The sequence below is a fragment of the Leucobacter aridicollis genome (assembly GCF_024399335.1).
Taxonomy (GTDB): Bacteria; Actinomycetota; Actinomycetes; order Actinomycetales; family Microbacteriaceae; genus Leucobacter; species Leucobacter aridicollis_A.
On record NZ_CP075339.1, the window covers coordinates 279,780 to 299,738 of the forward strand.

Below are 19,959 nucleotides of genomic sequence, written 5' to 3' on the forward strand. Positions count from 1 at the left end.
TGTCAGCCGCCAGTTGCCGGCCGCGGGGGCCGCTACTCGAGCTCGGCTGCAGAAGTGTCGGGCTTGCGCACGAATACAAGCGTGAGGGCGAGTCCGAGCGCAACGACGATGATGAGGCCGAGGATGCCGAAGTGCGTCGCACCAAACCAGCCGATGAACGCAGCCCAGAGCCAGGGCGACAGGAAGCTCATGACTCTGCCGGTCGTGGCGTAGAGGCCGAACACCTCGCCCTGCATGTTCGCGGGCGTCATGTGGGTGAGTAGCGAGCGGCTCGAGGCCTGTGCTGGGCCGACTGCGGCGGAGAGGATGAGCCCGCCGATCCAGAAAATGGACTTGCCCTCCTCTCGGAAGAAGAAGATAAAGAGGCCGCTCACCACGAGGATCAGGAGTGATGTCACGATGATTGCGCGAGGGCCGAACCTGTCGTCGAGCCTGCCCGCGATGATCGTCGAGATACCTGCGACGAGGTTGAGTGCGACGCCGAAGATCATTACCTCGGTCGCAGAGAAACCGAACGACACTGCCGCGAGAATGCCGCCGAACGCGAAGATGCCGGCGAGGCCGTCGCGGTACACGGCGCTCGAAATGAGAAACCAGAAGGTTTGCCGCTGCTCGCGAAACAGCGCGCCGAGATCTCGCACGAGCACAGCGTAGCTTCGGAAGAACCCGACGCGTGGCCGGTCGGTGCGGGCCGGCGGCTCGGGCACCCACAGTACGAACGGGATCGAGAACACGATCGTCCAGACTGCCGCGCCGACGGCGATGAGCCTATATGCGAGCCCATCTGACACGTCCATGCCGAACCAGTCGAGTTCGGTGAGCAGGACGACGATGATGAGGGCGACGATGCCCCCGATGTACCCGAGGCCCCAGCCGAGGCCGCTTACGCGTCCGACTGTTTTCTTCGTAGACACATCGAACAGCATCGCGTTGTAGCTGACGCCCGCGATCTCGCTTGCGACGGCGCCGAGGGCGACGGCGGCTGCGCCGAACCAGAAGTACTGGGGGTCGGAGTACACGAAGAATAGCGCGAACTGGATGAGCGCAAGTGCAGCAGTTCCGAGTACCACCCAGCGCTTCTTGTTGCCGCGCGCGTCGGCCTGCTGGCCGAGCACGGGGGCGAGCAGCAGGATCAGGATCCCTGCTGCAAACGTGACCCAGCCGTAGCTCGCTGAGAGATCTGCGAGGCCAGTGCAGTACGCGGTTCCAGCGTCGCCGGTTTGTGAGCAGACGAGGCTGCCGTCGGCGTTCTGCGCGGCAACATCGTCGGGGAGAAACGCATCGGAGACGAGGTAGAGCGACACCCACACGAACGTGAGGATCACGGAGTTGAATGGTTGCGTTGCCCAGTCCCAGATCGCCCAGGAGGCGACTGTCCGCTTCGTCGCGGGGAGTGGGTTCGGTGCGGGGATTGTCTCGCTCACAGCCCCAGGCTACTGCGTACGCGGCTACTGGGCGCGGATTGTGAGGATTGCCGGGAGATGAACTCCAGGGTGCATCGGATCTGCCACAGGTTGAGGGCTACTTGGGTGGCGATTTGGGCGGACCGGGTCGGAGCCCTGGCGCTGCCCGGGACTCGGGTTTGCGCACGAACGACTGCTTCGTGAACGGATGCTGAGAGTTGAGTGAATTCGACTCAAGTTTGGGTCAATCGACTTGACTCTCGCGGCCGTCTCGCTAAACTTGAGTGCATCAGGCTCAACTTGCCAGTGAGGTGATTTGAGTCCAGCGAACCACCGGCGCACGCCGCCGGTCCCATAACAACGCAAGGAGAATATATGTCACGTGCAGTAGGTATTGACCTCGGCACCACCAACTCGGTTGTTGCCGTTCTTGAGGGCGGCGAGCCCACCGTTATTGCGAACGCCGAAGGCTTCCGCACCACCCCGTCGATCGTCGCGTTTACGAAGGATGGCGAGGTGCTCGTTGGCGAGACCGCAAAGCGCCAGGCAGTCACGAACGTCGACCGTACCCTCGCTTCGGTCAAGCGACACATGGGCACTGACTGGAAGAGCGACGACATTGACGGCAAGAAGTACACCGCGCAGGAGATCAGCGCTCGCACGCTGATGAAGCTGAAGCGCGACGCCGAGACCTACCTCGGTGACAAGGTCACCGACGCTGTCATCACCGTCCCCGCTTACTTCAACGACGCAGAGCGCCAGGCAACGAAGGAAGCCGGCGAGATCGCCGGCCTCAACGTGCTCCGCATCATCAACGAGCCCACCGCTGCGGCTCTTGCGTACGGCCTCGACAAGGGCAAGGAAGACGAGCTCATCCTCGTGTTCGACCTCGGCGGAGGTACCTTCGACGTTTCGCTCCTCGAGGTGGGCAAGGACGACGACTTCTCGACGATTCAGGTCCGCGCGACTGCCGGTGACAACCGCCTCGGCGGCGACGACTGGGACCAGCGCGTCGTCGATTGGCTCGCGACTCAGTTCAAGAACTCGACCGGCGTTGACGTGTCGGGTGACAAGATTGCACTGCAGCGTCTGAAGGAAGCCGCTGAGCAGGCGAAGAAGGAGCTCTCGAACTCGACGAGCACCCAGATTCAGCTTCCCTACCTCTCGCTCACCGAAAACGGCCCGGCGAACCTCGACGAGACGCTGACCCGCGCGAAGTTCGAGGAGCTCACCAAGGATCTGCTCGAGCGCACCCGCAAGCCGTTCGAGGACGTCATCAAGGAAGCCGGCGTGAAGGTCGCAGACATCGCGCACGTCGTGCTCGTTGGCGGCTCCACCCGCATGCCCGCAGTCACCGAGCTCGTGAAGCAGCTCACCGGCGGCCGTGAGCCCAATAAGGGTGTCAACCCTGACGAGGTCGTGGCAGTCGGCGCGGCCCTCCAGGCAGGCGTTTTGAAGGGTGAGCGCAAGGACGTGCTGCTCATCGACGTGACCCCCCTCTCGCTCGGTATCGAGACCAAGGGTGGCATCATGACGAAGCTCATCGAGCGCAACACCGCGATCCCGACGAAGCGCTCCGAGACCTTCACCACCGCAGAGGACAACCAGCCCTCTGTCGCGATCCAGGTCTTCCAGGGCGAGCGCGAGTTCACCCGCGATAACAAGAACCTCGGAACGTTCGAGCTCACCGGTATCGCACCCGCTCCGCGCGGCGTGCCGCAGGTCGAGGTGACCTTCGACATCGATGCGAACGGCATCGTCCAGGTCTCCGCGAAGGACAAGGGCACGGGCAAGGAGCAGACAATCACCATCTCCGGTGGATCGACGCTCTCGAAGGACGACATCGAGCGCATGGTGCGCGAGGCTGAGGAGCACGCCGCTGACGACAAGAAGCGTCGCGAGGCTGCTGAGCAGCGTAACAACGCCGAGCAGCTCGCCTACTCGGTCGAGAAGCTCATCACTGAGAACGAGGACAAGCTCCCCGAAGACGTCAAGACTGAGGTGCAGGGCGACCTCGACGCGCTCAAGACGGCGCTCGCCGGCGAAGACGATGACGCGGTGAAGACCGCGGCTGACAAGCTTGGCGAGAGCCAGCAGAAGCTCGGTGAGGCGATCTACGCTCAGGCGCAGGAGGCACCTGAGGCAGCAGCGGAAGGCGCGGAGTCGAACGATGAGGACGTTGTCGACGCTGAGGTTGTTGAAGACGACGAGGAGCAGAAGTAACCATGGCACACGAGGAACATCTGGGCGACGACCAGCCGGTGAACGATGTTCCGGCGGGCCAGGCCGACGACGCATCGCAGAACGATGCGGCATCGGCCCCCGGGGCGGAGGGAACCCCCTCCGCTCCCGGGCCGGAAGGCGACGATCTCACGGTAGACGACATTCTCGGCGCTGAGCAGACCGAGGCGGCCGCTGGCGCGGACGCCGACGCTGCCGAGGGCGACGAGGAGAACCCCTACCTTGAGGATCTCCGTAGGCTCACGGCCGAGTACGCGAACTACCGGAAGCGTACCGAGGCGAACGTCGAGCTCGACAAGCAGCGCGCGAAGGCCTCGGTCGTGCTGCAGCTGCTGTCGGTACTCGACGACCTCGACCGTGCAGAACAGCACGGCGACTTGACCGAGGGCAGCGCATTCGCCACGATCGCGCAGAAGCTGCGCGCCAGCCTTGAACGGCTCGGCGTCGAAAGCTTCGGCGAGAAGGGGGAGCCTTTCGACCCGCAGGTGCACGAAGCAATCGCTCAGGTGCCGGTTCCCGGCACCGAGCAGCACACTGTGCTTGACGTAGTCGAGCGGGGCTATCGCATCGGAGATGTTGAACTGCGCCCCGCCAAGGTAGCGGTGGCGGTGGGAGCTGATGGCTAGTCAAGATTGGTTAGACAAAGACTTCTACCGCACTCTCGGGGTCTCGAAGGATGCCGACGACGCTGAACTGAAAAAGGTTTACCGCAAGCTCGCGCGAAAGTATCACCCTGATTCGAACCCAGGAGATGCGGCCGCTGAAGCAAAGTTCAAGGAGATCTCCGAGGCCTACTCGGTGCTCTCCGACACAGAGCAGCGCTCTGAGTACGACCAGATTCGTGCGATGGGAGCCGGCGGTGCCCGGTTCACATCGGGTGGCCAGGGCGGCCAGGGCTTCGAGGATGTCTTCGGTGGCATGTTCGGCGGCGGCCACGGTGGCAGGAACACGCAGTACACGTTCCAGCAGGGCGGCGGCTACGACGACCTGTTCAACATGTTCGGTGGCGCGCCGCGCGGCCCCCAAAAGGGTCGCGATGTGAACGCCTCGACGACGATCGATTTCGAGACTGCGGTGAGTGGCGACACTGTCACGCTGCAGACCTCGACTGGCAACGTGAAGGTCAAGATCCCTGCCGGGGTTTCCAACGGCCAGAAGATCAGGTTGCGTGGCAAGGGCGAACAGGGGCCTGCGGGTACGCCTGCGGGAGACCTGCTGCTCACGGTTACCGTGCGCAAGCACCCGGTGTTCGAGCGCGACGGTCAGAACCTGAAGCTCAAGCTACCTGTGACGTTCACCGAGGCGACACTCGGCGCGACAGTCGAGGTGCCAACGCTTGGTGGCGACACCGTGAAGCTCAAAGTGCAGCCTGGGACCCCGAGCGGCAGAGTGCTGCGCGTGAAGGGCCGCGGAGTGAAGACCTCAAAGGGCACGGGAGACCTGCTCGCAGAGATTCAGGTCGCGGTTCCGAGTCACCTGAGCGACGAGGCGCGCGAGGCGCTCGAAGCGTTTCAGCAGGTCGAGCCGCAGGAGAACCCGCGCGCGGATCTGCTCTCGCGGGCTCGCGCCTAGCTCACAACGAAACACAACTCAGAAGAAAGGCGTAGGGAGGGGCAATGGTCAACGTGCCAATGGACAGGTTTACTCCGGTCTTTGCGATCGCCGCTGCCTCCGAACTCGCCGAGATGCACCCGCAGACGCTGCGGCAGTACGACCGAATCGGGCTCGTGGTGCCGCAGCGCACGAGCGGAAACACGCGGCGATACTCCCTCTACGACGTGCACAGGTTGCGTGAGGTCGCGAGACTCTCTGCAGAGGGCCTGAGTCTCGAGGGGATTCGCCGCGTGTTGACGCTCGAGGACCGCGTGCGCGAGCTTGAGTCCCAGGTGCATGAGCTCGAACGTGCACTGTCAGACGAAATGCTCAAGCGCCCTGAGCGCCGCGTCTTCGCGGCCGGGGCTGGCGGCGAGGTCGTCACGTTGCGGCGCGGAACTCGCACGCGTCGCAACGCGGAAGTTGTTGTGTGGAAGCCGTAGCTGCGCGGCTCGAAGAGTTCTGCGGGGCGCTCAGTCGCGACCCCGATTTCGACGCGCCAGAGCTCCAGGCGTACGACACTGCAGACGTGCACATCCTGACCGCCGCGGCCGAGCGCGTTCGCTCTGCTGCGCCTGGAACCGTCGTCACGATTGGTGACAGGCACGGGGCGCTCACTCTTGGCGCGGCAGCAGTGCTCGGCGCGGGTGCTGTCAGGTCCTATCAGGATCCAGTGCTCGGCGAGCGGGCTCTCGCGGCCAATGCGGTGAGGCTCGGCCTGCGAGACCGCTACGAGTCAGCACCCCTCGGGCCCGAGCTTCTCGATGGGGCCGAGACAGTGCTTGTGCAGTTGCCCCGCGGCCTCGAAGCGCTCGAGGAGATCGCGTGGAAGATCGCGCGCTTCGCGAGCCCAACCGTGCGGGTGTTCGCGGGCGGCCGGGTGAAGCACATGACCCGCGCCCAGAACGACGTTCTCGGGCGGTACTTCGGCGCGGTGACCGCCGGCCTGGGGTGGCGAAAGTCCCGGGTGCTGCAGGCGACGTCCCCGCTCCCGATGCTTGCCGGTGCGGAACCTCCGTTTCCGAAGTGGGGGCAGGATCGCGAGCTCACGTTTGGCCTCGCGGCGTTTGGCGCCACTTTCGGTGGCACCAAACTCGACCACGGCAGCCGCCTGCTGCTCAGCACCTTCGAACGAGGTGGGGCCGGTGCAAGCTGGGCCGACATCGCCCCGGGCGCCAACGTATTTGACCTGGGTTGCGGAAGCGGTGTGCTCGCGGTGTCCGCTGCGCTCGCATTGCCGAGCGCGCGAGTTCTTGCGAGTGATCAGTCGGATGCGGCCGTTCGCTCGGCCGCGCTGACTGCCGAGGCAGCTGGAGTCGGGGAGCGGATGGCGATTCACCGGGCTGATGGCGCTGAGGCGGTCGCTGACGGGTGGGCTGACCTCGTGCTACTCAACCCGCCGTTCCACACCGGATCGACAGTCCATGCGGGGGTGGCCCACCGGCTGATCCGCGACTGTGCGCGCGTGCTGAAGCCCGGCGGCGAACTGCGTATCGTGTTCAACTCGCACCTCAGTTATCGACAGCTCCTTGAACGCGTCATTGGCCCCGCAAGGCAGCTCCAGCGCGACGCAACGTTCACCGTGCTGGAAGTGACAAAGCGTTAGGGATTCAGCCACCGAACTCACAGGCAGCTGAAGCCTAGAATGAGTGTGTGAGCGATAAACTCTTGCACTTGGTGCGCCACGGGGAGGTCCATAACCCCGACCTCGTCCTGTACGGCCGTATCCCCGGCTTCCGCCTCTCAGAGCGAGGCCACGCCATGGCCGAGGCTGCTGCGCTTGAACTCGCAGGTAGCGACCGGAAAGTAGTCGCCCTCTACGCGTCGCCGCTTGAGCGCGCGCAGCAGTCCGCGCGACCCATCGCGAGCGCACTTGGCCTCGAGATCCAGACTGAGGATCGCATCATCGAGCCCACGAACTTCTTCGAGGGCAAGGTGAACTCGGGGCCCGACGCTGCGTTCAAGAAGCCGCGGTACTGGTACAAGTTTGTCAACCCATTCCGCCCAAGCTGGGGGGAACCCTACCGCCAGGTTGCGGCGCGCGTGCGCGAAGCGATGAACGACGCGTGGGACAAGGCGCAGGGTGGCGACATTGTGATGGTCGCGCACCAGTCCCCGATCTGGATGGCGCACCTCGACATCGCAGGCAAACCCCTGTTCCATAACCCAGCCACACGGCGCTGCGACCTCTCGAGCATCACGACATTCGAGCGCCGCGGGAACCGCTGGTTCGAGGTCGATTACCGAAACCCGGCGAAGTCACTCATGGACGACGCTACCGATGTAGGAGCTGTATGACCGCGCGACGCCGAATCGCCGCCATCGCCGCCACTGCCGCGGCCCTCGCAGTTGGCCTCGCCGGCTGCAGCACCACCGAAGGCGACTCGCTCGCCGCACAGTGGCAACAGGGTGGCGACAAGGGCTTCGTCGCAGGCGATGGCTCTTCGGCCTCGTTCCCCGCAGACAAGCGTGGCGAACCCGTTGAGTTCACGGGCGAGACCGAGTTTGGCAACGAGCTGAGCTCAGCCGACACGATCGGCAGCGTCACAGTAGTGAACTTCTGGTACGCGGGCTGCGCCCCGTGCCGGGCCGAGGCGCCAGACCTCGTCGAGGCATACAACGAGTTCGAGCCGCAAGGCGTCAAATTCGTTGGTGTGAACACTCGCGATCAGGCCGCGCAGGCGAAGCAGTTCGGAGTCGAGTTCGGTATCGAATACGAGTCGATCCTCGATAACCCCGGCGGCCGCACTGTGCAGCGCGCATTCGCAGGGCAGATCCCGCTGAACGCGGTTCCAACGACGCTGATTCTTGACGCTGAGGGGCGCGTTGCGCACACGGTAGTCGGGCAGCTTGCAGGGGTGTCGCAACTGCAAACGCTCGTCACGGAGACGCTCGACGAGCAGGCCGCTGCCGGCGCGAACTGATGGGGATCCAGGAGATCATTGCCGACGGGCAGCTGCTCGTTGCCTCGGCCATCGCAATCGCTGCAGGGCTCGTTTCGTTCCTCTCGCCGTGCGTGCTCCCGCTCATCCCGGGCTACCTTGCATACGTCTCTGGCGTGGCAGGTACGCCGAGCGCAAACGCGGCGAATCCAAAGGCTGCGGGCAGACGCGAGCGTAACCGGATGGTGCTCGGGTCGATCCTCTTCGTGCTCGGCTTCGCCATCGTGTTCGTCGTGCTGCTCACGCTGTCTGGCGCGGTTGGCGCGAGCACGTGGTACCTCGACTGGCAAGACGTGATCCTGCGCGTCATGGGCGTCGTTGTGATCGTGATGGGCCTCGTCTTCATGGGCGCCTTCGCGAAGTTTCAGCGAACAACGAGGCTGAAGATCAGCCCAAAGGTCGGCCTTGCTGGGGCCCCACTGCTGGGCATCGTGTTCGCGATAGGGTGGGCACCCTGCCTCGGCCCCACGATCGGTACCGTGAGCCTGCTCGCGATGCAGCAGGGCTCGATCGGGCGTGCGGCATTGCTCGCACTGCTCTACTCGCTTGGGCTCGGAATTCCGTTCGTGCTTGCGGCCTTCGGCTTCGGCTGGATGACGCAGACGATGAGCTTCTTCAAACGCCATATCCGTGCGGTCAACATCGTCGGCGGCGTCATTCTTATCATCCTCGGTGTTCTCATGGTGACTGGCCTCTGGGGCCTCATCATGAGCGAACTTCAGATATGGATTGGTGGCTATGTCACGCCCCTCTGATTATGACGACGGATCTGGCGCGCCAGCGCCCGTGACGAGCCCGGAGCTCGGCCTCACAGGCTGGCTCCGCTGGTTCTGGCGTCAGCTCACAAGCATGCGGGTCGCGCTGATCCTGCTGCTTCTGCTCGCTGTCGCCGCGATCCCAGGCTCGCTCGTTCCGCAGCGCGGCGCCGACCCGAACGGCGTGTTGCAGTACGAGAAAGATAATCCGACGCTCTTCAAGATCCTTGATGCGTTCCCGATCCAGGCGTTTGACGTCTACGGCTCGGTGTGGTTCTCGGCGATCTACCTGCTGCTGTTCATCTCGCTCATCGGCTGCGTGCTGCCCCGAATCAAGCATCACTGGCAGGCGTGGCGAGGCAAGCCTCCGAAGACGCCCGCAAGGCTCAACCGCATGGCTGGTTTCTCTGAGACCCGCGTGACGAACGCCGAGGCGACTGAGGCGGAGCGGCTCGAGTTCGCGCGCGCAGCAGTCGAGTCTGCCGCCGAGATCCTCCGCCGTCAGCGTTACCGCGTCGAGATCCAGGAGGCAACGCACCGCGGCGTCGCAGAGGTCTCGGTCTCCTCCGAGCGCGGCTACCTGCGCGAAACAGGCAACCTGTTGTTCCACACCGCGCTCGTCGGGGTGCTCGTCTGCGTCGGCCTCGGCAGCGCATTCACCTTCAACGGCCAGCGAGTGCTCTACGAAGGCGAAAGCTTCGTCAACCAGATCATCGACTACGACTCGGCGAACTCGGGCCGCGCGTTCAGCTCGGACACACTTGAGCCGTTCAGCTTGCGCCTCGACGATCTCGACGTCAACTACATCGCCCCCGATGACGAGGATGCGAGCCCGAACTCGATCGGGCAAGTGCGCGAGTTCATCGCGAGCATGACGCTCACAGACCCCGAAGGAAACGAGAGCGCTGAAGAGATCAGGGTGAATCACCCACTGCGCGTGCACGGCTCGCCGATCTACCTGCTCGCGAACGGCTACGCGCCGACAATCGTGATCCGTAACGCCGACGGCGAGATCGTGTTCCAGGAGTCGGTGCCGTTCATCCCGCAGGGCGCAGACCCGAACCTCACCTCGCTCGGCGTCGTGAAGGTGCTCGATGGCATGACCAACGACGCTGGTGAAGAGACCGAGCTTGGCCTGCGCGGCTTCTTCTACCCGACACAGACGAAGCTCGAATCCGGCGCGTACACCTCGAACTACCCCGACCTCGAGAACCCCGTGCTCACGCTCGACGCCTTCATGGGTGATACGGGCGTCGATAACGAGTTCGGCATCCCGCAGTCGGTCTACTCGCTTGAAACCGAGAACATGGAGCAGCTCACCGGCCGTGCCATCGACAAGCCGTCGATTGAGCTGCGGCCCGGTGAGACGGCAGACCTGCCGCGCGGCCTCGGCACCGTAACCCTCGAAGCCGTGCCCAGGTACGCGTCATTCGACGTGATGCAGAATCCGTTCCAGATCGGGATCCTGATCTTTGCCCTGCTCTCGCTCGGCGGGCTCTTGTGGTCGCTGTTCGTGCCGCGCCGCCGAGTGTGGGTGAAGGCGATCCCAACGAAGGATGGCGTCGTGCTGCAGTACGCCGGTCTCGCCCGCGGCGACGACCCAGCGCTCGACCGGGCGGTCGAGGAGATGCGTGAGGCGCACCGCGAGGTGCTGTAGCCCCGGCTCGCGTCGGCGTGCCGCAATGCTCTGCGCCACGGCCGCAGCTCCACCCGTGGCACCACGCCGCAGCCCTACCTGCACCGCCAGGCCGCAGCTCAGCCTGTAACGCCGTGCCGCAGCCCTACCTGTTGCTCCACGCCGCAGCTCCACCTGCAGCGCCGTGCCGCAGCGCCACCGTATGCGATCTGCGATTCCTATGCCCACTGCGCTGGGCTGGGGCATACGAATCGTCGATCCCAGGGGGTGGCGCTGGGAAAAGGCACGCTCTCAGGGGTCGCAGAACTCTCCGAGCAGCCGACACCAAGCCAGAGCACCCCGCGCCAAGCCAGAGTACCCCACGCAGAGCCGTGCTGCTGTGGACCCTGCCTGAGCTAGCCCTGCAGCGCCTCGAGGAACGCCGTCACGTCAGCCTCAAGCTCACCGAGCGCCCGCTCAGCGGCCGCCCTGCGCTTAGAAGCCTTGCCTTTTTCACTGAACGTATCGAGGTAGATCTTCAGCTTGGGCTCGGTGCCGCTCGGGCGGATCATGACGCGGGAGCCGTCGGTAAGGTCGTAACGCAACACATTCGAAGGAATCGCTGCAAGACCGGGCTCGAGTAGATCTTGTGCGCTACTCACAGTGCGCACACCGAATGCGGTCGGCGGCGCAAGCCTGATCTGTGCTGCGAGCTCGGTCGCTGCAGCCATCGACGCGAGCCTGAGGGTGATCTGGCCGCTCGCGAAATGCCCGAAGCGTTCTGTCGCCTCTTCGAGGAGGCCCCAGATGTCGGTTCCGCGGCCCTTCGCCCACCGCGCCATAGCGACTGCATCGGCGCCTGCAGAGATGCCATCCTTGTCTCGCACGACGTGAGGCTGCGTGAGATAGCCGAGGGCCTCTTCGAAACCGAATACGAGATTGGGTACGCGGGAGACCCACTTGAAGCCTGAGAGCGTCTCGGCGTAGTCAAGTCCGTAGTCCTTCGCAACGGCGCTGAGCGCCGGCGACGACACAATCGTGCACGCAAGGGTGCCGGTGAGCGGCACACCGCGCTGCTCGGCGTCCTGCATCGCGCGCTCGGCGGCCCGCCACCCGAGCAGCAGCCCGAGCTCGTTGCCTGTCAGTCGGCGGTAGCCCGACTCCTCGTCGAAGTGGGGGAGCGCGACCGCGAGGCGATCCGCATCCGGGTCGTGGGCGATGATGAGCTCAGCGTTCTGCTCCCGGCCGGTGCGGAACGCGAGGTCGAGCGCGCCGGGCTCCTCGGGGTTTGGGAAGTCGACTGTTGGGAAGTTGCCGTCTGGAGCGACCTGCTCGGGTACAGGCGTCGGAAGCGATAGGCCACTTGCAAGCAGGACCCTGTCGGACAGCTCAGCCCCGACTCCGTGCATTGCGGTGTAGACGATGCGGAGCGGAACTTCGGCGTTCAGCGTGCGACCGTCCTGGGTGATCGGAAAGCCCGCGAGCAGCGAGGCCGCGGTTCGCGTGACGTAGGTGTCGGCAATCTCAGAGGTTGCGACCGTGTACGCAGTGCTGCGTGGCAGCTCCGAGACAGGCCCCGAGGCCGCCACGTCGATGCGCGCAGCGATCTCACTGTCGGCGGGGGCGACAATCTGCGATCCCTCATCAGCGTCACCGAGGTACACCTTGTACCCGTTGTCGCGCGGCGGGTTGTGGCTTGCCGTCACCATTACTCCGGCCGACGTGCCGAGGTGGCGCACTGCGAAGGCGAGCAGCGGCGTGGGTCCTTGGGAGGGAAGCAGCGTGACGTCGATGCCCGCTCCTGCCATGATCTCGGCAGTGTCACGCGCGAAAACGTCTGAGTTCACGCGCGCGTCGTAGCCGATGACGATCGACGGCGGGTTGCTCGTCTCACCGCGCGCGGCCCGCTCGAGGAGGAAGGCCGCGAAGCCCGCGCTTGTCTGCGAGACGACGACTCTGTTCATGCGGGAGGGGCCAGCGCCGAGCCGGCCGCGGAGGCCAGCGGTGCCGAATGCGAGGCGCTCGCCGAAGGCCTCAGCGAGCTCAGCCGCTGCATCCTCGTCGCCCGCCTCGGCTTGCGCGGCGAGCCGCTCGGCCTCGGCCTGTGTGACCGGATCGATGTCGTGTGCGGCCCAGTTGCGCGCGCGCTCAAGTAGAGCTTCGAGCTGTTCGGTAGCCATCGCGCCCCCTCAGTGTGGTGATCGGTAGACAGTTCAAGCTACCACTCGGGTGCCGCAACGGGCAGTATCCGTCGCGGCAAGCTGGGGGAACGGTGAGTGAAAGCTTTCGGCCACAGAGAACAGGACTGGGCAACTTCGCACTTCGGGGCTATCGTTGATGAGGATTTATTTACGGTGGGGAAATTGGGGACGATGGGCGGACGCGAGTCGCACTGGTCTGAGCAGGCCGGGCACACAGTGCCTCGGCCTGAGATGCCCGGAAGCCTCACCGCCGACGTTGCGATCGTCGGGGCCGGACACTTCGGCCTGTGGACTGCGTACTATCTCAAGAAGGCGCAACCGAGGCTGCGGATCGTCGTGCTCGAGGAACGCCACGTGGGCCACGGCACCTCGGGAAGCGCCGTCGGCCGTATGACCGGAGAAGTGCCCGGCGGTAGGGAACCGTATGCGAGACGCCACGGCCGCGATGCGCTGAACCACTATCAGCGCATCATGAACGACGCGGTCGCAAACGTGCTCGATGTCGCGGCGACGGAGCGGATCGACGCCGATATCGTCAGCGGCGGAGAGCTTATCGCCGCGTACACCGCCCTTCAGGATCGACGGCTCCGGGCAGCCACTGCGCTCGCGCAGAAGTACCCGCACACGAACGTCAGGTTGCTTGACGCAGCAGAGGTCAAAGAACGAATGAACCTCGCCGGCGTTCGCTCGGCAATTTTGCACCCGCACGCCGCCCGGTTCCAGCCGGCCAAGTTCGCCCACGAACTCGCGCGCGTTGTCGAACGCATGGGAGTCGCGATCTACGAGCGAACCAGGGTGGAGGAGGCGCTTCCTTTCGTGCTGCAGACGAGCCACGGGGTCGTCGAGGCGGAGGTCGTCGTCGGCGGCAGCGATCACCTCTCGGGCGACCGCGGTTGGCGAAGGCTGCAGCGGCCCGTGGCTGCGTCGCTCATCGCGACCGAGCCCCTTACGCTCGACATGTGGGACGACATTGGCTGGGGCGGAAACGAGCTGCTCGCGAGTTTTGCATCCCCACGCACCTATGCGCAGCGAACAGCTGACGGCAGGATCGTCGTCGGCGGGCAGCGCACACCCTGCCAGACAAGCGCGGCAGCGCACACCTCAGGCAAACTCGGGGGTGGCGCATTCTCTGCGCTGCGGGCCATGCTCCATCGGGTATTCCCAAGCACGCGAGACGCCGAGATCGCGCACACGTGGGCGGGCAATGCCCGAGTCGTGCACGCTGGGGCGGCCAAGATTGGGTTTGACCGACGGACAGGTGTCGCGTGGGCAGGGGCCGCGCGTGCCGGCGTCGCTACGGCGAACCTGTCTGCCCGAACAATCACTGACCTCGTGCTCGATCGGACGTCTGAACTCACTGAGCTTCCCACGGTTCGATCTGGCGGGCCACGCCCTGCCTACGCGAGAACGCGCTGAGCGAAACCGGGAGGTGCGCGAAGGGGGCTAGTAGCCGGGTCTGTCACCGGCTACTAGCCCCCTTCGCTGCGGGTGGTCGCTATTAGAAGCGTGCGACGACCTCGGTGAGGAGGGCAGCGAGGCGTGGCTCGGCCTCCTTGCCAGCGGCGATAACCTCTTCGTGGCTGAGCGGGGTCTCCTGGATACCTGCCGCGAGGTTCGTGATGAGTGAGAACCCGAGGATCTCCATGCCGGCCTCGCGTGCGGCAATCGCCTCAAGGGCGGTCGACATACCGACGATATCGCCGCCGATGATGCCCGCATAGCGGACTTCTGCGGGGGTCTCGTAGTGCGGTCCACGGAACTGCACGTACACGCCGTCGTCGAGGGTAGCGTCGACCTCGCGGGCGAGGTCGCGCAGCCGCGACGAGTAGAGGTCGGTGAGGTCAACGAAGGTCGCACCCTCGAGCGGCGACGCTGCGGTGAGGTTGATGTGGTCCGAGATGAGCACGGGCTGGCCGGGGGAGTACGCCGGGTTCACTCCGCCGGCGCCGTTCGTGAGCACCATGATCTTCGCGCCCGTTGCTGCTGCGGTACGCACGCCGTGCACGACCGACCGCACCCCGTGATCCTCGTAGAAGTGGGTGCGTGCGCCGATGACGAGGGCGTGCTTGCCGTTCGCGAGGCGGATCGAGCGCAGCGTTCCCGAGTGCCCCGGAACAGCCGACGCGCGGAAGCCGGGAACCTTGTCTGCCTCAATGACGGCGACTGTCTCGCCGATAACGTCGGCAGCCTTGCCCCAGCCGCTGCCGAGCGTGAGGGCGATGTCGTGCTGCGCAACACCAGTGAGGTCGGCGATGACGGCGGCGGCCTCCGCAGCGAGGGCTTTCGGGTCTGTTGAAGTACTCATAGAGACAAGACTACGCCGGGTGCGGCTCCCTTGGAACGCACCCGGCGTAGTCTCTGCGCGAGTTACTAATTCTTAATGATGCGGTAGCCACGGAGCGGGTCGTAGCCGTGAATCTCGCGGGTATCGAGCACCTTCATGAACGCGAGCACCTCGGGCGAAACAACCTGACCCGGCACGAGCACGGGGAAGCCAGGAGGGTAGGGAGTTACGAAGCCAGCCGAGATCGGCTTCTCGCCAGCATCAACGCGCGCACGGAGATCATCGCCGAGCACATACTCGATGTTCCCGCGGCGCTGACCGCGGAAGAACGCGGCCCGCAGATCTCCATCGGGAAGAATCTCATCGGTCGCGTACGGCGGGGCGAACGAGCTGAAGTCGGGCAGCGGCGGCATCGGGACCTCGGCGGGGAGCGACTGCTCGGGGTCACGTTGCGCCTGCTCCTCCTCGAACCGCTCAGCGAGTTTCACGAGCACCTCGATGAGGTAGGCGACCGAGCTTCGCGAGGTGCCGATGTTCGTCATGAAGAGCACAGTGTTGCGGCTCGTCTTGTTGACCTGGATGCCGTAGCGATCCATGAGATGTTCGTGCTTGAACGTGTCGCCGTCGACGCCTGTCCGCGAGATTTCAATCGTGATGCGAGACGGGTCGACAACGAACTCGTCTGTCGCCCAGGCCTCCCACATGCTCGACAGGCCATCGCGCAGCGGCATCGCCCTGCCAGTCTCCCGGTACTGCTCGGGAATGAGATCGTGGGCGGTGAGCACGCGGAACGTGCGCCGCAGCAGCGTGTGCCTGGCGATCGCCTGGGACAGGCTCGTCGCAAGGTCAAGCTGCCGCTGCACGAGCTCGAAACCCTCGAGCTCGACCTGGCGGCGGCCGATGTCCAGCGAAGACAGGATCTGGTAGTTCGGCGATGTCGACGTGTGCGTCATGTATGCCTCGTGGAATGGATCCTGCGCGTCGCGCACCCAATCCTGATCCCACACGTGAATCATCGACCCCTGACGCAGCGCCGTGAGCGTCTTGTGCGTCGACTGGGTCGCGTAGACGCGCACGCGCGCATCAGGCGACGGGATCAGTCGCTCGCTGAGCCAGACCTCGTCGGCTGCTGGCGTCCCGTCCTCAGCGAACAGGATCGACTGCTGCTCGCGATACGCGCGCTCGTGCGCGGCCGACTTGAGCTGCTGCTCGAGCAGCTTGGCCGACGCCATCGCCGTGCGGCGACGGGTGACGGGGTGGAACGCGCCGAACGCGAACCATGCCTCATCCCACAGGAAGACAAGGTCAGGTTTGATCGCAAGGCACTCGCTCATGACGCGGAAGGGATCGTAAACGATACCGTCGAACGTCGTGTTCGTGAGCGTCACCATGCGCACCTCGTCGAGGCGTCCAGCGGCGCGGTAGTCGAGCAGCAGTTGCTTGATGCGGTCGATCGGCACCGCACCGTAAAACGCAAAGTCGTTGAGCGGGTACGCGTCGAGGTACGCCGGGCGGCCGCCAGTCAGCATCATTGAGTGGTGGTGCGACTTGTGGCAGTTGCGGTCGACGAGCACGACGTCGTTCGGGGCGACGAGGGCCTGGTGCACAACCTTGTTGGCAGTGGAGGTGCCGTTTGTGACAAAGAATGTGTGCTTCGCCCCGTATGCGCGTGCGGCGAGCTCCTGCGCCTTCTTCAGCGTGCGTACGGGGGCGAGCAGCGAATCGAGGCCACCTGACGTCGCGCTCGTCTCTGCGAGCAGCAGGTTCAGGCCGTAGAAGTCGGCGAGGTCCCGGATCCACTTTGACGACATCACCGACCCGCCGCGGGCGACAGGGAGCGCGTGGAAGACGCCGACAGGGCGGCGCGCGTGATCCTGGATCGCGGAGAAGAACGGGGTGTCGTAGAGGTGCGAGACGCGACGCAGAAGCGAGAGGTGCAGCTCAAGGTGATCCTCACGGCGGAACACGCGGCGGAAGCGCTTCGTCATCGCACCCGCGAGCTCCTCGATGTGTGCGCCAGCCATGAGATAGAGGTCGAGCTCTGGCCTGAGTGCCGCGAGGGTGTCGGCGAGGCCGAGCACGCGCTGCACCGAGGCGAGCTGGTTGCGGGCGCTCGTCTGAGGCGACGTCGTTTCGGTGTGTGCGAGCTCGATCGTCTCGCGCAGGTCTCGACTGAGTGTCTGCTTCGTGCGCTCGCTGAAGCCCGGCCGGACGACACACGCGAGGATGTTCGGGTTTGTGAGCACGGCGGCGACGGCATCGTCCGCTGAGGGGACGATGACGTATTCGTAAACGAAAGCGTCGGCCGCGCTTCGCATCCTGAGGCTTTCGGCTCGCATGCTGTCGCGGTCGGCCGGAGTCGTCTCATCGACGACAAGGACCTCGAAGCGTGGCCGAGGGTCGCCGTCGATGGAGAACTCCTCATCGGCCTCGGGGTCAGAGTCGCCTGCCGCTTCCTCGGAAGTGCCAACAGCGCGAAGCCTGTTCACGACCTTGCCGATGCGGTCGAGCGCGGCCTGATACTCGCCCGCGGCGAGCATGTCGCCGATTGCGGTGACATAGCGCTGGCCGAACCCAGCCCAGTACATCTCGACGGTTTCGAGGGCGCGCAGCGAACGGTGAATCTCGCTATCTGCAGCCAGTGCCTCGGTCGCCTCCGAGCGATCCCCAAGGGCGAGACGTTTCACGGCGAACCGCAGGTACTCCCATGCGTCGCTGCGCATCCGCCACGTGCTCGAGGGCATGCCCGGATCGCGTTCAAGTACCGGTTCTGCCTTGGACTCTGACACCAATTGCCTCCAACGTCGCTGTCGCGTATCAGGCCTGCGCGGGCGAAAGAGGTGCGCAGGGCCCTAAGTCCCCGATCATACGGTGCCGAGCATGCCTCAGCACGCCTAGACTTGAGGCATGGCGAAAGAACGTAAGCACAGGATCGTTGTTCTGGGCGGCGGCCCCGGCGGATACGAAGCCGCGCTCGCTGGCGCGCAGCTCGGTGCTGAAGTCACACTCGTGGAACGCGCAGGGGTCGGCGGTTCGGCCGTGCTCACTGATGTTGTGCCGTCAAAGAGTCTCATCGCGACCGCAGGAGCCGTGCAGTCGGTGCGCGACGCCGGCAAGCTCGGCGTGCAGACCTTCCTCCCCGGTGGAGATGGCAAGCCGGTTCGACCCGAAATCGCGGTGAACCTTGCCGCCGTCAACAAGCGACTCCTCGCGATGGCGGGCGCACAGTCGACAGATATGCGCCTGAGCCTTGAGGAGAGCGGCGTGCGCCTCGTTCAGGGCTCCGGCAGGCTCGACGGCCCGAACGCGGTGCTTGTCTCAACCTCACAGGAGGGCGGCACCGACTTCGACCGCATCGAGGCCGACACAATCGTAGTCTCTGTCGGCGCGAGCCCCCGCGAACTCGACTCTGCGAAGCCAGATGGCGAACGCATCCTTACCTGGCAGCAGGTCTACAACCTGCAGGACGTCCCAGAGCACCTCATCGTCGTCGGGTCGGGTGTCACAGGCGCCGAGTTCGCAAACGCGTACGCGACGCTCGGAGCCGAGGTGACGCTCGTATCGAGCCGTGAGCAGGTGCTCCCCGGAGAGGACCCCGACGCTGCTGCGGTCATCGAACACGAGTTCAAGCGCATCGGCATGAACGTTATGTCGAAGTCGCGCGCCGACGCTGTCGAGCGGACCGAAGACGGCGTCAGGGTGACGCTCTCAGATGGCAGCGTCCTTGAAGGATCACACTGCCTGATGGCGGTCGGCTCGATCCCCAACACCGAGGGCCTCGGGCTTGAGGAGGCCGGCGTCGAGCTGAGCGAGAGCGGCCATATCAAGGTCAACAAGGTCGCGCGCACCTCGATCCCATCGGTCTACGCCGCGGGCGACTGCACCGACTTCTTCCCGCTCGCCTCTGTCGCCTCAATGCAGGGCCGCACAGCGATCATGCATGCTCTCGGCGACTTCGTGCGCCCGATCGACCTGCGAAACGTCGCCTCGAACGTCTTCACGTACCCAGAGATCGCGACTGTTGGCTGGAATGTTCGCTCGCTTGCTGACGCGACCAACATGGCCACGGCGATCACGCATACGATCCCGTTGAACGCGAACCCGCGCGCGAAGATGATCGGGTTCACAGACGGGTTCGTGAAGCTGTTCGCTTGGAAGGCTTCGGGAACCGTGATCGGCGGCGTGATCGTCGCTCATCGCGCGAGCGAGCTCATCTTCCCGCTCGCGCTCGCCGTCGAGCACCGCCTGACCGTCGACCAGGTCGCGTCTGCATTCACCGTCTACCCATCGCTCACCGGCGCGATCACTGACGCCGCCCGCGCGATGCACGTGCACTAATGGTTAGCACAACACAGACTGTCGCCTCGCGGCGCGCGAGTGCACATTTCGTGGCGCGCGTTGCCATCATGCTCGGAATACTCGTACTCGCTGTGATGCTCGCCGCATGTGCCCCCGCCAAGCCGCCACTCGTGCCGTCTGATGACGACGCGAAGGTGACAGTGACGGTTCGCGTTGTCGACAACAAGTTTGAGCCCAAGGAGTTCACAATCTCGCAGGGTGAGGCTGTGCGCTGGGTGTTCGAGGGGCCGTCGAACGAGCACGATGTCGTTGCGAAGGACGGCAGCTTTGTGAGCGAGCTCATGCGTGAGGGCAGCTACACCCACGTGTTCAACGACATTGGTGGCTTTGACTACCTGTGCTCGATCCATCCCGAGATGACTGGACTGATCACCGTTAAGTAGTGGCTCTCGGCTGCCGCGTCTGTACGACGGCATGTGGCTGATGCCGTGGTGGCGGGTTGGGCGGCTGTGACACACGTCGTCCGCCGTACGTATGGGATCTGCAGTAGCAATGCCCGTTCCGGCCGGAACGGGCATTAGTGTTGCCGATTACATTCCCAGCGCCGGCGGCAGAGCGCCGCGGCC

General features: G+C 64.9%; 16 protein-coding genes. 12 read left to right on the forward strand and 4 right to left on the reverse strand.

Going from position 1 to position 19,959, the window contains the following annotated elements:
• Positions 1–32: 32 nt before the first annotated feature.
• Positions 33–1,424 carry an MFS transporter gene (locus KI794_RS01240; protein ID WP_255808827.1) on the reverse strand — a complete coding sequence of 464 codons (1,392 nt, stop codon included), beginning with the start codon at positions 1,422–1,424 and terminating at the stop codon, positions 33–35.
• A gap of 354 nt (positions 1,425–1,778) precedes the next feature.
• Between KI794_RS01240 and dnaK the strand changes: the two genes are divergently transcribed.
• From dnaK to resB, 9 genes are read left to right on the forward strand one after another with little or no spacing between them, the layout of a single operon-like run.
• The gene (dnaK, locus tag KI794_RS01245; RefSeq protein ID WP_255808828.1) at positions 1,779–3,626 is read left to right on the forward strand and encodes a molecular chaperone DnaK; all 1,848 of its coding nucleotides are present in this window, start codon (positions 1,779–1,781) and stop codon (positions 3,624–3,626) included.
• Positions 3,627–3,628: 2 nt separating this feature from the next.
• Positions 3,629–4,270 carry a nucleotide exchange factor GrpE gene (locus KI794_RS01250; RefSeq protein ID WP_119281735.1) on the forward strand — a complete coding sequence of 214 codons (642 nt, stop codon included), beginning with the start codon at positions 3,629–3,631 and terminating at the stop codon, positions 4,268–4,270.
• Positions 4,263–5,216 carry a DnaJ C-terminal domain-containing protein gene (locus KI794_RS01255; RefSeq protein ID WP_255808829.1) on the forward strand — a complete coding sequence of 318 codons (954 nt, stop codon included), beginning with the start codon at positions 4,263–4,265 and terminating at the stop codon, positions 5,214–5,216. The genes KI794_RS01250 and KI794_RS01255 overlap by 8 nt, the downstream gene beginning before the upstream one ends.
• Before the next feature lie 44 nt (positions 5,217–5,260).
• Entirely contained in the window at positions 5,261–5,680 is a 420-nt protein-coding gene (locus KI794_RS01260; RefSeq protein ID WP_255808830.1) for a heat shock protein transcriptional repressor HspR, read from the forward strand.
• Entirely contained in the window at positions 5,668–6,843 is a 1,176-nt protein-coding gene (locus KI794_RS01265; RefSeq protein ID WP_255808831.1) for a class I SAM-dependent methyltransferase, read from the forward strand. Before KI794_RS01260 ends, KI794_RS01265 begins: the two co-directional genes overlap by 13 nt.
• Before the next feature lie 47 nt (positions 6,844–6,890).
• Entirely contained in the window at positions 6,891–7,535 is a 645-nt protein-coding gene (locus KI794_RS01270) for a histidine phosphatase family protein (RefSeq protein WP_119281732.1), read from the forward strand.
• Positions 7,532–8,161, forward strand: coding sequence for a TlpA family protein disulfide reductase (locus KI794_RS01275; RefSeq protein WP_119281731.1), 630 nt, complete (start codon positions 7,532–7,534; stop codon positions 8,159–8,161). Before KI794_RS01270 ends, KI794_RS01275 begins: the two co-directional genes overlap by 4 nt.
• Complete coding sequence (locus KI794_RS01280) at positions 8,161–8,934, forward strand: cytochrome c biogenesis CcdA family protein (protein ID WP_119281730.1); 774 nt, start codon at positions 8,161–8,163, stop codon at positions 8,932–8,934. The genes KI794_RS01275 and KI794_RS01280 overlap by 1 nt, the downstream gene beginning before the upstream one ends.
• The gene (gene resB, locus KI794_RS01285) at positions 8,918–10,591 is read left to right on the forward strand and encodes a cytochrome c biogenesis protein ResB (protein WP_119281729.1); all 1,674 of its coding nucleotides are present in this window, start codon (positions 8,918–8,920) and stop codon (positions 10,589–10,591) included. The genes KI794_RS01280 and resB overlap by 17 nt, the downstream gene beginning before the upstream one ends.
• A 374-nt stretch (positions 10,592–10,965) precedes the next feature.
• On the opposite strand, the gene KI794_RS01290 is transcribed toward resB, so the two are convergent.
• Entirely contained in the window at positions 10,966–12,729 is a 1,764-nt protein-coding gene (locus tag KI794_RS01290) for a phospho-sugar mutase (RefSeq protein ID WP_255808832.1), read from the reverse strand.
• A gap of 174 nt (positions 12,730–12,903) precedes the next feature.
• Between KI794_RS01290 and KI794_RS01295 the strand changes: the two genes are divergently transcribed.
• Positions 12,904–14,166, forward strand: a complete 1,263-nt coding sequence (locus tag KI794_RS01295; protein ID WP_255808833.1) for an NAD(P)/FAD-dependent oxidoreductase — start codon at positions 12,904–12,906, stop codon at positions 14,164–14,166.
• Positions 14,167–14,248: 82 nt separating this feature from the next.
• On the opposite strand, the gene KI794_RS01300 is transcribed toward KI794_RS01295, so the two are convergent.
• The gene (locus KI794_RS01300; protein ID WP_119281726.1) at positions 14,249–15,055 is read right to left on the reverse strand and encodes a purine-nucleoside phosphorylase; all 807 of its coding nucleotides are present in this window, start codon (positions 15,053–15,055) and stop codon (positions 14,249–14,251) included.
• A gap of 65 nt (positions 15,056–15,120) precedes the next feature.
• Positions 15,121–17,778 (reverse strand): aminotransferase class I/II-fold pyridoxal phosphate-dependent enzyme, encoded by a 2,658-nt coding sequence (locus KI794_RS01305; RefSeq protein WP_119281889.1) that lies wholly within the window; start codon positions 17,776–17,778, stop codon positions 15,121–15,123.
• Between the two features lie 163 nt (positions 17,779–17,941).
• Here KI794_RS01305 and KI794_RS01310 point away from each other — a divergent pair, with 163 nt between their 5' ends.
• Together KI794_RS01310 and KI794_RS01315 are read left to right on the forward strand one after the other, a co-directional pair.
• Positions 17,942–19,372: an NAD(P)H-quinone dehydrogenase gene (locus KI794_RS01310; protein ID WP_119281725.1), complete on the forward strand. Its 1,431-nt coding sequence runs from the start codon at positions 17,942–17,944 to the stop codon at positions 19,370–19,372.
• Entirely contained in the window at positions 19,372–19,776 is a 405-nt protein-coding gene (locus KI794_RS01315) for a cupredoxin domain-containing protein (protein WP_255808834.1), read from the forward strand. Before KI794_RS01310 ends, KI794_RS01315 begins: the two co-directional genes overlap by 1 nt.
• The last annotated feature ends 183 nt before the right edge of the window (positions 19,777–19,959 follow it).

Bases quoted from the DNA above. Each gene is read 5' to 3' on its own strand.
- KI794_RS01290 (WP_255808832.1), bottom strand. From the start codon at position 12,729: ATGGCTACCGAACAGCTCGAAGCTCTACTTGAGCGCGCGCGCAACTGG.
- KI794_RS01260 (WP_255808830.1), top strand. From the start codon at position 5,261: ATGGTCAACGTGCCAATGGACAGGTTTACTCCGGTCTTTGCGATCGCC.
- KI794_RS01305 (WP_119281889.1), bottom strand. From the start codon at position 17,778: ATGCCCTCGAGCACGTGGCGGATGCGCAGCGACGCATGGGAGTACCTG.
- KI794_RS01300 (WP_119281726.1), bottom strand. From the start codon at position 15,055: ATGAGTACTTCAACAGACCCGAAAGCCCTCGCTGCGGAGGCCGCCGCC.
- KI794_RS01275 (WP_119281731.1), top strand. From the start codon at position 7,532: ATGACCGCGCGACGCCGAATCGCCGCCATCGCCGCCACTGCCGCGGCC.
- dnaK (WP_255808828.1), top strand. From the start codon at position 1,779: ATGTCACGTGCAGTAGGTATTGACCTCGGCACCACCAACTCGGTTGTT.
- KI794_RS01315 (WP_255808834.1), top strand. From the start codon at position 19,372: ATGGTTAGCACAACACAGACTGTCGCCTCGCGGCGCGCGAGTGCACAT.
- KI794_RS01250 (WP_119281735.1), top strand. From the start codon at position 3,629: ATGGCACACGAGGAACATCTGGGCGACGACCAGCCGGTGAACGATGTT.
- KI794_RS01255 (WP_255808829.1), top strand. From the start codon at position 4,263: ATGGCTAGTCAAGATTGGTTAGACAAAGACTTCTACCGCACTCTCGGG.
- resB (WP_119281729.1), top strand. From the start codon at position 8,918: ATGTCACGCCCCTCTGATTATGACGACGGATCTGGCGCGCCAGCGCCC.
- KI794_RS01280 (WP_119281730.1), top strand. From the start codon at position 8,161: ATGGGGATCCAGGAGATCATTGCCGACGGGCAGCTGCTCGTTGCCTCG.
- KI794_RS01310 (WP_119281725.1), top strand. From the start codon at position 17,942: ATGGCGAAAGAACGTAAGCACAGGATCGTTGTTCTGGGCGGCGGCCCC.